Source organism: Agrobacterium sp. ST15.13.015, from assembly GCF_027871645.1.
Lineage (GTDB): Bacteria > Pseudomonadota > Alphaproteobacteria > Rhizobiales > Rhizobiaceae > Agrobacterium > Agrobacterium leguminum.
Genome location: NZ_JAQAHF010000005.1, coordinates 15669 through 28906, shown reverse-complemented (window position 1 = coordinate 28906; position 13238 = coordinate 15669). Strand labels below are relative to the sequence as shown.

13 protein-coding genes and 1 riboswitch are annotated in these 13238 nt (G+C 61.0%); of the genes, 6 read left to right on the top strand and 7 right to left on the bottom strand.

Annotation, left to right across the window (positions count from 1 at the left end):
* Window positions 1-13: 13 nt before the first annotated feature.
* The 5 genes from PIB16_RS09370 to PIB16_RS09350 are packed head-to-tail and all read right to left on the bottom strand — an operon-like array spanning window position 14 to window position 5802.
* The gene (locus tag PIB16_RS09370; protein WP_271045504.1) at window positions 14-2470 is read right to left on the bottom strand and encodes a beta-mannosidase; all 2457 of its coding nucleotides are present in this window, start codon (window positions 2468-2470) and stop codon (window positions 14-16) included.
* Window positions 2467-3450: a DUF1839 family protein gene (locus PIB16_RS09365; protein ID WP_080856796.1), complete on the bottom strand. Its 984-nt coding sequence runs from the start codon at window positions 3448-3450 to the stop codon at window positions 2467-2469. Before PIB16_RS09365 ends, PIB16_RS09370 begins: the two co-directional genes overlap by 4 nt.
* Before the next feature lie 6 nt (window positions 3451-3456).
* Complete coding sequence (locus tag PIB16_RS09360; protein ID WP_271045503.1) at window positions 3457-4365, bottom strand: amino acid--[acyl-carrier-protein] ligase; 909 nt, start codon at window positions 4363-4365, stop codon at window positions 3457-3459.
* A 4-nt stretch (window positions 4366-4369) separates the two neighbouring features.
* A complete protein-coding gene (locus tag PIB16_RS09355; RefSeq protein ID WP_065657002.1) occupies window positions 4370-5551 on the bottom strand; it encodes an acyl-CoA dehydrogenase family protein in 1182 nt (393 codons plus the stop codon).
* Window positions 5551-5802 carry an acyl carrier protein gene (locus PIB16_RS09350; RefSeq protein ID WP_003504852.1) on the bottom strand — a complete coding sequence of 84 codons (252 nt, stop codon included), beginning with the start codon at window positions 5800-5802 and terminating at the stop codon, window positions 5551-5553. Before PIB16_RS09350 ends, PIB16_RS09355 begins: the two co-directional genes overlap by 1 nt.
* 182 nt (window positions 5803-5984) lie before the next feature.
* Window positions 5985-6096: riboswitch (TPP riboswitch) on the top strand.
* 94 nt (window positions 6097-6190) lie between these two features.
* On the opposite strand from PIB16_RS09350, the gene thiC reads away from it, so the two are divergent.
* From thiC to PIB16_RS09320, 6 genes are all read left to right on the top strand, one after another.
* Window positions 6191-8014, top strand: coding sequence for a phosphomethylpyrimidine synthase ThiC (gene thiC / locus PIB16_RS09345; RefSeq protein WP_271045502.1), 1824 nt, complete (start codon window positions 6191-6193; stop codon window positions 8012-8014).
* A 1-nt stretch (window position 8015) separates the two neighbouring features.
* A complete protein-coding gene (thiO, locus tag PIB16_RS09340) occupies window positions 8016-9020 on the top strand; it encodes a glycine oxidase ThiO (protein ID WP_271045501.1) in 1005 nt (334 codons plus the stop codon).
* Window positions 8989-9186 (top strand): sulfur carrier protein ThiS, encoded by a 198-nt coding sequence (gene thiS, locus PIB16_RS09335; protein ID WP_271045500.1) that lies wholly within the window; start codon window positions 8989-8991, stop codon window positions 9184-9186. The genes thiO and thiS overlap by 32 nt, the downstream gene beginning before the upstream one ends.
* 4 nt (window positions 9187-9190) lie before the next feature.
* Window positions 9191-9964, top strand: coding sequence for a thiazole synthase (locus tag PIB16_RS09330; RefSeq protein ID WP_142844333.1), 774 nt, complete (start codon window positions 9191-9193; stop codon window positions 9962-9964).
* Window positions 9965-10053: 89 nt separating this feature from the next.
* Window positions 10054-11058, top strand: coding sequence for a P1 family peptidase (locus tag PIB16_RS09325; protein WP_271045499.1), 1005 nt, complete (start codon window positions 10054-10056; stop codon window positions 11056-11058).
* Window positions 11059-11061: 3 nt separating this feature from the next.
* Window positions 11062-11457, top strand: a complete 396-nt coding sequence (locus PIB16_RS09320) for a winged helix-turn-helix domain-containing protein (protein ID WP_271045498.1) — start codon at window positions 11062-11064, stop codon at window positions 11455-11457.
* Here the strand turns inward: PIB16_RS09320 and modC are convergent.
* Entirely contained in the window at window positions 11426-12502 is a 1077-nt protein-coding gene (gene modC, locus PIB16_RS09315) for a molybdenum ABC transporter ATP-binding protein (RefSeq protein WP_271045497.1), read from the bottom strand. The two genes, PIB16_RS09320 and modC, sit on opposite strands and share 32 nt — an antisense overlap.
* Window positions 12499-13206, bottom strand: a complete 708-nt coding sequence (modB, locus tag PIB16_RS09310; protein WP_020813461.1) for a molybdate ABC transporter permease subunit — start codon at window positions 13204-13206, stop codon at window positions 12499-12501. The genes modC and modB overlap by 4 nt, the downstream gene beginning before the upstream one ends.
* Window positions 13207-13238: the final 32 nt, after the last annotated feature.

Sequence of the window (13238 nt, the reverse complement as noted above, 5' to 3'; positions counted from 1 at the left end):
TGGCTGTCATGCCCTAGAAGGAAAATCGCCGGCTGGAACCCAGTGACACGACCTCTCCGGAAGGAGGGGTTTCCGTCGCCGGGGTCTCCGGCAGGAGGCTGATTTTTCTGGTTTCGCCGGGGCCGAGATGGAACCAGTTTTCCGAGGCGTAATAACCATGCACCTCGACATGGACGGACTGTGCCAGCCGGTCCGTGCCGATTTCAAGAAACCAGTTGCCGCTCGTTTCACTGATCGCGACCTGAAGGTTTGCGGCGTGCAGCGCCTTTTTACGGCCCAGAGGGAAATGGAATGCGTCCGCGATGACGTGTCCTGTCGCAACGTCGCGAAGCCGGGCGACCGTTACATCATGGGACGGAGGGCCGAAACGATAGGCATAGGTCGTATCGAAAAAGGCGCCGAACAAATCTGTTGCGGCAATGGTCCGGCTCTGTCGCGGCGAAAGCGTGAGCGGTCGTTTGGCGTGGACGACGGGTTGCGCACCTTCGCGCAGGCAGGTCAGTTCCAGCATGGCTTCGAGGCCGCCGCCGGTCTCGTTGACGAGGTGTATATCCAGCCCGTTCGTGCCCTCATCGGAAAAAGTAACCTGAATGGGGCGGAACGCCCTTTTCAACGCGTGCCAGACGGATTTGGGCCTGCCGGTCGCATCGATGACACCCCAGCCTGCGCCGGGAACGAGATCCTGCAGGGTCCAGACCAGAGCGCCCTGACAGGAGGAGCCGCTGCGCCGCCATTCGGCGAAAGTCGCCTCCATGACCTCGGCCGTGGCGGCCCGGGACATGTCGAGATAAAGGCCGCCGTCTTCGCGACGCAGAACATCCGGTTCGACGTCGTAGAGCAGCTTTAGATAATGGTCGCGAACATCCTCGAAATCCCAGGACGCCCCACGATCGCGCGGTGCGCGTGCCTTCCATCGCGGATCGTGCACGGCCACGCCGGGTAGATATCTATCCAGCGTTTCCTGCTCGGGAATATTGGCGAAGGCGAGGCACTCGGCGGCGAAGCGCAGATCGGCGCGGCGCGCATCTTCCAGCGGGCGGCAATAGGCGCCCACGCCGTAATAATGGCCGACCCCGACGTTGGGAAAAAAGGGCAATGCGCCGCCGGAGGGGGAATTGGCGACATAGGCTGTGTCCGGCCGCTTCTCGGCAAGGAGTTCCGGCAGAACCTCCTCGGTGAGCGTTCCCTTCCATATCTGTTCCGGCAGACCGAGCATCGCGCCCTGCTGGTACATTTCACTGCCGCCGCAGAAGACGGTGAGCGATGGAGAAAGCGCGGTGGCTTCGAGGAACTGCGAGATTTCCGTGACGATATGCTGGCGCAGGCTCTCGTCCTTTGCCGGATAATCGAAATTGGCGAGCATGGCGTCCTGCCAGACCATGATGCCGAGTTCGTCGCAAAGCGCGAAAAATTCCGGAGTCTCATAAGCCATGGTGCCGCCGATGCGGATCATGTTCATGCCGGCTTCCGCGGCTTTTCGAAGCCATGGCTCATAATCCGCCCCGGTTCCCGGCAGGCGCACAATATCGGCCGTTGTCCAGACCGCGCCACGGCAGAAGACCGGCTGACCGTTCACCTTGAGGCCGAAACCCTCACCGTCTTCGCCATGATCGATCTCGACCCGCCGGAAGCCGGTACGCCCCAACCTATGTTGTTCGCCGTCCAATTCCAAAAGCGTGTCGTGCAGCGCAGGCCTGCCATGGGTGTGCGGCCACCATGTTTCGACTTCGGGTATATGGAGTTCGCCGGAAAACTTGCCGTTCTCATCCCTGGAAAGATCGGCACTATAACCCGCACAGCCAAGCCGTGCCGATTTTATGGGCCGGTTGGTTTCCAGCGAGATGGCGACCGTTGCCGTTCCTGCCTCGTCCAGCGAAGATCGGAGCGTGCAAAGCACCGCGTCCCGTCTGATCAGACTGATGGGCCGCCATGGGCCGGCGGCGTGGATTTCCGGGCACCAGCCGGGCATGTAACCGAGTGCGGTGGTGCGGATCAGCCGCAACCCTTGGGTATTCATCATCTGCGGCCGCCAGCGGGCGCGGGGACCGGTTTTTTCAAGCCTCGGCGCAAGCGCCCGGAAGCAGATGCAAAGCTCGTCCGCGCCCGTAAGTTCGACCGGCACTTCCAGCCTTTCGAACATGCTCTGGCTCGCGGCGATCAGCTCGCCGTTGAAGAAGATTTCGGCAATGGTGGAGAGACCGTCGAAGCGCAGGGTGGCGCGTTCGCGCGTATCGGAAATCATCGTCAGCCGATACCAGGCATCCCTGTCATTGAGAGGCGCCGGGGCAAGGCGGTCGAATTTTCCAGCCGCTTCCAGAGCCTGCGCCACCGTGCCGGGAACGGAGACGTGAAGGCTTTCAAGCGATGCGGGAATATCGGACGGCGTCTCGCAGGCATCGGCGGGTGTCAGCGTCAGCGTCCAGCCTTCGCTCAGCAATTCCTCGCTCTCGCCGGGAAGATAAGTCCTCACGCGGCCTCGCTGGCATCAGTGAGTTTAGTCGAAAGCGCTTCCATCACACCATCCCACGCATCCGCTGCCGGATCGAGCACGGTGGCCAGCGCATCAAATTTGCGGCGCGTGACGGCGCGGGCGAGCTGGAACTGCACGGTCTTGGCAACCTCGGAAATCTTGAGCGCGTGGTCTCTTGCTTCAGAAAAACCCTCCGCGTCCAGCCATTCGAAGTGGCTTGCCGCCAGTTCGAAATTGGCGCCGAGCTGGCGCAGCGTGTTGAAGGCATATTTGTGGAAAAAGCCGAAGGGTCGGTCAGCGACCTTTTCCACCTGCGCCGGAAAAACGCCGGCAAAAGCACGGACCGGGTTGGCGGAGGGCCGTCTGGAAAAATGAAACTTCAGGAGCCGTTCGGCCGTCTTGCGAATATGTGCGGGCGAGGGGCTGCTATCAGCGAATTTCGCAAATTCGGTATAGGGCAGGAATGGCGGGTCGGTCTCGGCCAGATGATGCTGGAACAGGCCGTCAAAATCTTCACCTGAAAGGTGGAAGAAGCCGGCGTTATGGAAATAGTCGAGTTCGCGCTTCGCGAGGTCGAGCCGGTTGATGGCGATGGTGGTCTTGCCATGCTCCTTCCGGTAGCCCACCCCATGGGTATCCGGCATATAGAAGCTGTCCATCTCGATCAGGCAGATGCGGCCGCGTGCGAGCTGCGCCTCGATGTGGTTTTCCACGCTGTCGAAGATCGCAAGTTCGGTGGCGCGAACGCCATAAAGCGCCTCGAGGTCTTCCAGCGGCACCTTGAAGAAGGTGAACTGGTCGCCTTCGAAATCCTGCGTGAGCGTGAAACCGAACATGGCTTCCGGCGGCAGACCTTTCGAGGCCAGCACCTCGATCCATAAATCGATGTAGCAATTGGTCTCCGGCCACATTCTCTCGGAGGAATGGAGCGGATGCTGCACATAGTTTTTGGGATCGAGACCGGGAAAAATCTGCCGCATGAATGATCAGCCCCAGAGCGTTTCCACGACCTTCGCAGGCCATTTCTTCACGTCGAGACCATGAAGGGCAAACAGCGCCAGCGCGATGCGTTCAAGGCCGAAACCGACGCAGGCGGTGTGGGCGACATCGCCATTGGCGAGGTTGAGGCCCCATTTCTGGCCGAAGGCATCCTGATGATAATTGAAGCTCATGCAGGCCGTCGGGCTGGTCGTCGATGTGACCGGGATCAAGAGCTCGAATTTCAGATTCTGGTCGCGCTGGTTGTTGGCGAGCATTTTGCCGGCGCGGCCGAAGAAGGGATCGTTGGCGATATCGATGGTGACGTCTAGCCCGACCGCTTTCATCATCTCCACGCCGCGATCCATCCAGGTCTGGCGGAATTCGGTGACGTCGGATTCGGTGCCCATGCAAACATATTCGCGCATGCGGAAAAGCTGCTGCCGGGCCGGATCCTTGGAGGGCTCGTGGCGGAAGCAATAGGACTGGATGTCATAGAGACCGCCGCCGGCAGGCAGCGCGCCGCGCTTGGCGATCGTCGGATAAAGCGGATAACAGGCCGCCGGCGTCAGCACGATGTCGGTGGCTTTCTGGTCCTTGGTCCAGTCGCCGCCCTCGTCCATGGTTTTCAGCAGGCTGACATGGTCAAGCTCACAGCCGCAGAAGGAATGGACCGTGCCGGCGAGCTGTGGGAAGCTCTTCATATAACCGCTCTTTTCAAAATAGGCGCGGTTGATGCCGGGCGGAAAGCGGATCGCTTCGGCGCCGTCAGCGCCGCCCGTGCGGTCGATCAGCCTCTCGAATGCGGCAATGACATCCTCGAACTGGCCGCTGCGTCCATAAAGACCGTCCACACCGGTTTCAATCAGCAGGCCTTCTTCGAACAGTCGATCGAGAAACGATGTTTGCATGTCCATGGTTTTATCCCAAGAGGCTGGTGTCCTGCTTGTGAACCAGCAGGAGATTGGCGGAATTGCCGAGAATGCGGTCGTTGGAAATCATCAGGCGGGCGGAATGCGCGTCGCGCAGGTGCCGGCCGAGGCTATAGGGCGTGCCGTTCTTGTAGCCCATGATGCCGCAGACCAGCATGGCATGGTCGATGATCTCGAGAATGGTTTCCGAAGAGCAGATCTTCACATTGTTCATGGCGACGGCAAAGGCCATGGACATCAGTTTTTCGGGGTCGCTCTTGGTGTCCTCGTAAGCCTTGATGCCGGCGATGATGTTGGATTTCACGACCTGCAGCTTGGTGGAAACCTCGGCAAGGCGGATCGCGCCGGGAGGAGCGGTGCCGGGCGATTTGCGCGCCGCGGCTCTGACGAATGACTGGGCGCGCAGCACCGCATCCGAGGCGATGCCATACCAGACGGCGCTCCACAGGAGATGCGAGCTTGCAAGCATGGATTGTGCGGCGATTTCCGCAAAGGGTTTCGGGAATATCTGCGCCGCCGGCGCTTCGCCACGAAACAGGAAGCCGTCCGAACAGGTGCCGCGCATGCCGAGCGTATCCCAGACATGGGTCTTTTCGAGCGTGTACTGGTTTTTCAGAAAGACCGTCATCACCTGATCGGCGGGCGCGGCATCCTTGTGGGCGCGCGAGGTGATGAGGATCGCATCGGCATTGCTGCCATAGGAAATGACGGTGGCGTCCTTTTCCAGCCGGCAGAAATCGCCTTCGACCTCGATTGCACAGATGGAGTTGCGCAGATTGCCGCCAATGCCGCCTTCGGTGGTGGCGGAGCCGAGCAGAAGCTGTTCGCCGGCGATGCGGCTCATGAAGCCGGCATGCCACGCGCTCGTCTCGCCGTGTTCCACCAGGCTGGATGCCTTGATATGGTGCATGGCGAAAATCATCGCGGTTGCCGAACAGGCCTGGCCGAGCCGGGCGCAGATATCGGCGATCTCCTGTAAGGACGCGCTTTCGCCGCCCAGCGAAGAGGGGACCTGGATGCCGAGCAGGCGTTCCTGTCGCAAGGCGTCGACGGCTTCCTGTGGGAAACGGCCGGTGACATCCACATCATCCGCGTGTTTGGCGGCAATTGCCGCGACACGGCCCGCGCGCGCGGACAGCGTTTCATCCTGCGGCGCTACGGTGACGTTCATCAGGCTGCCTCTTTACCATCCAGAATGAGCTTAACGGTGTCTTCAATGGCCTTGATGCTCGCAAATGACTTGCGGTTCAGCAGATTGTCGGGGAATTCGATATCGAATGCTTCTTCGATGCCGAGCATCAATTGCACGGATGCAAAGGAAGAAAGGCCTGCCGCATAAAGATCGGCTTCATCTGCAATCGTATCGACAGGGGTTGGAAGCTGGCCGAATTTGGCCAGTATTTCACGAATAGTCGCGTTCATTCCGACGTATCTCCCATGAATTTCACATCAGGATGGTTTGTGCTTATCGTTACGTTGCAAACGATAATATTCGCCTAAACCGTTAGGTTAATTACAACTAACGGCAGCATGCGCCATTCCCGCACCTTTGCCAAGCATGGATCGTCGGCCTTGACAAATGCCGGTCGGTGTTTTTTGCTGTGGCCATTCACCAGGGGTGTCCCGTCAAGGGGCTGAGATTCTGCTTTCATGCGCAGTGACCCGTTGAACCTGATCCAGTTCATACTGGCGTAGGGACGGTGCAAAGACCGAAGGTCGGCTGGCGTGTGCATTGCGCTGTCGGCGCTGCGGTATTTTCCATCATTCCGGCTCGAACTGGGTCTCCACTGTCAAACTTTGGAGCCTCAAGATGAATATCGCTGCCAAGAATATCCCGTTGTCGGTTACTACGGGGCCGCATGCCGCCTCTACCAAAATCCACAAAGCCGGGATTTTACATCCCCATATCCGCGTGCCGATGCGCGAGATCGCCGTTCATCCGACGGCGGGTGAACCGCCGGTGACGGTTTACGATTCCTCCGGTCCCTATACGGATCCTTCGCATACCGTTCAGATTGAAAAGGGCCTGCCGCGTCTGCGTCATGACTGGATCGTGGCGCGCGGCGACGTCGAGGCCTATGACGGCCGGCACGTCAAGCCGGAGGATAACGGCTTTGCCACCGGCGAACGCCTGACGCCTGAATTTTCCGTGCGCCACCAGCCGCTCAGAGCCACGGCCGGTAAAGCCGTAACCCAGCTTGCCTATGCGCGGGCAGGTATCATCACCCCGGAAATGGAATTCATCGCCATCCGCGAAAATCTCGGGCGCGAGGCGGCCAGGGAAAAGCTTGTGCGTGACGGCGAAAGCTTCGGCGCGCATATCCCTGACTACGTCACGGCGGAATTCGTGCGTCAGGAAGTGGCGTCGGGCCGGGCCATCATCCCCGCCAATATCAATCATTCGGAACTTGAGCCGATGATCATCGGCCGCAATTTTCTCGTCAAGATCAACGCCAATATCGGCAATTCCGCCGTTACCTCCTCCATGGCGGAAGAGGTGGAGAAGATGGTCTGGGCGATCCGCTGGGGTGCGGATACAGTCATGGACCTGTCTACCGGTCGCAACATCCACAATATCCGCGAATGGATCATCCGCAATTCGCCGGTGCCGATCGGCACGGTGCCGCTCTATCAGGCGCTTGAGAAGGTCAACGGCATTGCCGAAGACCTCAATTGGGAAGTGTTCCGCGATACGCTGATCGAACAGGCGGAGCAGGGTGTGGATTATTTCACCATTCATGCCGGCGTGCGGCTGCATTACATCCCGCTCACCGTCAACCGCGTCACCGGCATCGTTTCGCGCGGCGGCTCGATCACGGCCAAGTGGTGTCTGCATCACCATAAGGAGAGTTTTCTCTACGAGCATTTCGACGAGATTTGCGATATTTGCCGTGCTTACGACGTCTCCTTCTCGCTGGGCGATGGCTTGCGTCCCGGCTCGATTGCCGACGCCAATGACGCCGCACAATTCGCGGAACTGGAGACGCTCGGTGAGTTGACGCAGATCGCCTGGGCGAAGGATTGCCAGGTGATGATCGAAGGCCCCGGCCATGTGCCGATGCACAAGATCAAGGAAAATATGGACAAGCAGCTGAAGACCTGCGGCGAGGCGCCGTTCTATACGCTCGGGCCGCTCACCACCGATATTGCGCCGGGTTACGACCATATCACCTCCGGCATCGGTGCGGCGATGATCGGCTGGTTCGGCACGGCGATGCTCTGCTACGTCACGCCGAAGGAACATCTCGGCCTGCCGGATCGCAACGACGTGAAGGTCGGCGTCATCACCTACAAGATCGCTGCCCACGCTGCCGATCTCGCCAAGGGTCATCCGGCGGCGCAGGTGCGGGACGATGCGCTGTCGCGCGCGCGGTTCGAGTTCCGCTGGGAGGACCAGTTCAACCTGTCGCTGGACCCGGATACGGCGCGCTCTTTCCATGATGAGACCTTGCCGAAGGAAGCGCACAAGGTCGCGCATTTCTGCTCCATGTGCGGGCCGAAATTCTGCTCGATGCGGATTTCCCACGATATCCGCGCCGAGGCGCAGAAGGAGGGACTGGAGGCCATGGCCGCACGCTTCAAGGAAGGCGGTGAGCTTTACATGCCGCTCGCGACTCCGGCGGATGCCGAATAGCATGCGCGTTCTGGTCAAGGGAACGGGGGTCGCCGGTTTGACGGCGGCCTTCGAACTGGTGCGGACCGGTGTTACCGTCGCGGTTTGCGAGCGCAATGCCGAACCCTCTCGCGGCGCATCCTGGTATGCGGGCGGCATGCTGGCGCCATGGTGCGAGCGTGAAAGCGCTGAAGAGCCGGTTCTGACGCTCGGTCAGACGGCGCTCGACTGGTGGGATGAAGCGACACCCGGTCTTGTCGTCCGTAACGGCACGCTGGTTGTTGCGCCGGCCCGCGATAAGGCGGAGCTTTCGCGTTTCGCATCGCGGACCGCTGGCTATCGCTGGGTGGATGAGGGCGAAATCGCCGCGCTGGAGCCAGATCTTGCCGGGCGCTTTCGATCCGGGCTTTATTTTCCGGGTGAGGGGCATCTCGATCCGCGTCTTGCACTGAAATCGCTGCATGAACGGCTTTGCACCATGGGTGTGCAGTTCCATATGGGTATCCCGATGGATGAAGAGCCGTTCGACCGCGTGGTCGATTGCACTGGTTCTGCGGCAATCGGCGGGATTTCCGATCTTCGCGGTGTGCGGGGAGAGATGCTCTATCTCGCCACGCGCGAGGTTTCCCTGTCTCGCCCCGTCCGGCTGCTGCATCCGCGCATTCCGCTTTACATCGTGCCGCGCGAGCCCGGCCGTTTCATGGTGGGTGCGACGATGATCGAGACGGAAGATGCGGGCGCCATTTCCGCCCGCTCGATGATGGAGTTCCTGAATGCCGCCTATGCCGTGCATCCGGCTTTTGCGGAAGCGGAAATCATCGAGACAGGCACCGGCGTGCGCCCCGCCTATCCTGACAATCTGCCGGAGGTCACGCAGGATGGCGGGACAGTTTTCATCAATGGCGCGCACCGGCATGGCTTTCTGCTGTCGCCGGCGACGGCGCGGCAGGCGGCTGAAATCGTCTGTCAAACTCTCTCTCAAAAGGAACGGGATCATGAAACTTCTGGTGAATGGCGACGAGCTTGATCTCGCCGCCGAGACGCTGGCCGGCCTGCTCGCCAGCCTCGAATACGAGGGTGAGTGGCTGGCGACGGCGGTAAACGGCGATCTGGTGCATACGGAAGAGCGCGCCGATTATAAGCTGAAGGCTTTCGACCGTATCGAAGTCCTCTCGCCGATGCAGGGAGGCTGAAACCATGCTGACGCTTTATGGCCGCGAGGTCTCGTCCCGTCTCCTGCTCGGCACGGCGCGCTATCCGTCGCCTGCCGTGCTTGCCGATGCCGTGCGGGCGAGCAACACGGATATTCTGACGATTTCACTGCGCCGGGAAACGGCGGCTGGCAAGAAGGGCGGTCAGTTTTTTGAGCTTATCCGTGAGCTGGATCGCCAGATCCTGCCCAATACCGCCGGTTGCCACACGGTCAAGGAAGCGGTGCTGACGGCAAAGATGGCCCGCGATGTGTTCCGCACTAACTGGATCAAGCTGGAGGTCATCGGTCATCACGACACGCTGCAGCCCGATGTCTTCGCACTTGTCGAGGCGGCAAAAATCCTCTGCGACGACGGTTTTGAGGTCTTTCCCTATACGACGGACGATCTGGTCGTCGCCGAGAAGCTGCTGGAGGCAGGCTGCAAGGTGCTGATGCCCTGGTGTGCGCCAATCGGCAGCGCCATGGGACCGCTCAATCTGACGGCGCTGAAATCCATGCGGGCGCGTTTCCCGGATGTGCCGCTGATCGTCGATGCCGGTATCGGCCGCCCGTCGCATTCTGTCACGGTGATGGAGCTCGGTTACGATGCCGTTCTGCTCAACACGGCTGTGGCGGGTGCGGGAGACCCGGTCGGCATGGCGGAGGCTTTCGCCCGCGCCATAGACGCCGGCCATCAGGCATATCTTTCCGGGCCGCTGGAGCCGAGGGACATGGCCGTTCCCTCGACGCCCGTGATCGGAACGGCGGTTTTTTCCTGATCGTGGCTTGTCGTCGACATCAGGCACCTCACGTTTTGCGTTGACAGTGCCTGATGGTGGCGGGATACCGGGAGAAAAAGGGAAACGGCATGGCGGCACTCACCAATCTTCTGACGGATATCGGCGGCGTTTCGGTCGGCAATGTCACCGATCTTGCTCTCGGCTCCGGTGTCACGGCGATTGTTTTCGAAAAGCCCGCCATCGCTTCCGGTTCTGTTTTGGGTGGTGCGCCGGGCGGGCGCGATACCGGACTGCTCGATCCCGCGATGACGGTGGAAACGGTGGATGCCTTCGTGCTGTCAGGCGGTTCTGCCTTCGGGCTGGATGCGGCGGGCGGCGTTCAGGCCGGGCTGCGCGAAATCGGACGCGGCCTGCAGGTGGGTTCCACCCGCGTTCCCATCGTGCCGCAGGCGATCCTGATGGATCTGCTGAATGGCGGCGACAAGGACTGGGGACTGCATTCGCCCTATCGCGAGATGGGATATGCGGCCTTCAAGGCGGCGCGTCCGGAGCCCTTCCCACTTGGAACGGTCGGGGCCGGAACGGGTGCGACGACCGCCACCTTCAAGGGCGGGCTCGGTTCGGCAAGCGCCGTCAGTTCCGGCGGTTATAAGGTGGCGGCCATCGTTGCCGTCAATGCGCTCGGCTCGGCAACCGTTGGAACGAGCCGCCATTTCTGGTCCGCGCCGTTTGAAGTGCAGGGTGAATACGGCGATTGCGGTTTTCCCGATCGTTTCGAGCCGGATCATACCGCGCTGCGCCTCAAGGGGGTCAATCTCACGGCAACGACCATCGGTGCGGTGGTGACGGATGCCGCGCTGACCAAGGCGCAGGCGCATCGCCTTTCCATCATGGCGCATGACGGGCTGGCGCGCGCCGTTCTGCCCGCCCATTTGCCAAGCGACGGCGACACCATGTTCGCGGCCTCGACCGGTGAAAAGCCGCTTGAGGGCGGCGTTCATTTCGCCGAGCTTTGCCATCTGGCGACCATGGTAATGGCGCGCGCGGTCGCGCGTGGCATCTATGAGGCGACGGCCTTGCCGGTGCATGGAGCGCAAAAAGCCTATCGCGATCTTCATGGACGGAGCCTTTGAACGATGAGTGAGGCCCTTTCTCCACTGAAGCCTGTTCTTCGTATCGACTTTCCACCCGGGGAACGTCTCGGCCATGGCAAGATCGAATTGATGGAGCTGATTGTCGAGACCGGCTCCATCGCTGCCGCAGGGCGGGCGATGGACATGTCCTATCGTCGCGCATGGCTGCTGGTGGATGCGCTGAACCATATGTTCAGGCAACCGGTTATCGAATCGCAGCGTGGCGGCAAACAGGGCGGCGGTGCGGCACTGACCGCTTTTGGCACTGAGGTGCTGGAGCGCTATCGGGGCATGGAAAAGCGGATGAACGAGGCCTTGCGCGCGGATATCGACTGGCTGGAGACCAACCGCAATCCCGATGCGGCCCTCAATAGGGATCGAGAGCCGCCGACTTTATGATCGCGTGTACCGGTTTTCCGGGCTCCAGCTCCAGCCTCTCGCGTGACAGATCGGTGATGCGCGACTGGATGATGTCGCCGCCGCAATCCACCTGAACCGTGACCATGCCGTCTTCGCTGGCCGAAACAGTCGCGATATGGCCCGCGAGAATGTTGAGCGCGCTTAAGCCTTCGGGTTTTACGGTTGCCAGCATCACGTCGCGCGCCGGTATGAGCACCCGTGCGGGGCTGCCGGCCGTTCCCCTCTTTGCCGGAACATGGAGCATCATGGTCTTTAGCCTCACGGCGGCGAGGCCATGTCGCTCATCAAAGCTTTCAATGTGCCCGGAAAGAATGCTGCCCGCCTCGCGTCGTTCGAGATGCGCGCTGAAATCCGGTCTGGAAAGCACGTCGGCCGCTTTTCCCTGCGCCTCCACCTTGCCGTCCTTCATCACCACGATGCGGTCGGCGAGGCGGGCGACCTCCTGAATAGAATGGCTGACATAGACGATCGGGATTTTTGTCTCGTCGCGCAGCCGCTCGAGATAGGGAATGATCTCGGCTTTTCGCTCCTCGTCGAGCGAGGCGAGCGGCTCGTCCATCAGCAGCAGCCTGGGTGATGAGAGGAGCGCGCGGCCAATCGCGACACGCTGTTTTTCGCCACCGGAAAGTTTGTCCGGCCGGCGCTGCAAGAGATGGCCGATGCCGAGCATGTCGACGATGCGGTCTTCATTCGCGCTCCCGGCTTTGTTCACGGCGAACCAGCGGCCGTAATGCAGGTTCTGCGCCACGCTGAGATGCGGGAAGAGCCGTGCTTCCTGAAAAACATAACCGAAGCGGCGTTTATGAGCCGGCAGGAACAGCCGTGTTCCGCTATCGGCCAGCACTTCGCCATCGAGCAAAACCTGTCCCTCATCCGGCCGCAGCAGGCCTGCTATGATGCGGATCATCGAAGTTTTGCCGGAGCCGGAGCGTCCGAACAGCGTGGTGACGCCGCCTTCGGAGGTGAATGACGCATCGAGTTCGAAAGAGCCGAGGCGATGGCGGGTGGCGACCGAAAGCGTCATTCCATGCTCACCCGTTTGCCGACGATGCGGGCCAGAAACTCCGAGACGAGCAACGCGAGCATGGAAATCACGACAGAGACAATGGTTAGCCGCAAGGCGCCGGCATCGCCGCCCGGAACCTGAGTGAAGGTATAGATGGCGGCGGACAAAGTCTGGGTCTCGCCGGGAATATTGGACACGAAGGTGATGGTCGCGCCGAACTCGCCCATGGCTTTGGCGAAAGCCAGAATCATGCCGGCAATGATGCCGGGCAGGGTCAAGGGCAGGGTGACGGTGAGGAACACCCAGAACGGGCTTGCCCCCAATGTTCCCGCGGCCTCTTCCAGCTTGCGGTCCACCGCTTCTATGGAGAGGCGGATGGAACGCACCATCAGCGGAAAGGCCATGACGGCGCAGGCGAGCGCCGCCCCGGTCCAGCGGAAGGAAAAGACGATGCCGAACCAGCTATCGAGAAATTGCCCGATCGCGCCCCTGCGGCCGAACAGGACGAGCAGCAGAAAGCCGGTGACGACGGGCGGCAGGATGAGCGGCAGGTGGACGATGCCGTTGAGGAGAGACTTGCCCCAGAAGCGGCCGCGCGCGAGCGCCACGGCGACCAGAATTCCGAAAGGCAGGCTGGCAAGCATGGCGATGGACGACACCCACAGGCTGAGCCTGATCGCCGTCCATTCTTCAGGGCTGAGTGTCCACCAATGCAATGCCATATCCTGCAATCGTCATCTCTGGCGGCCCGTCC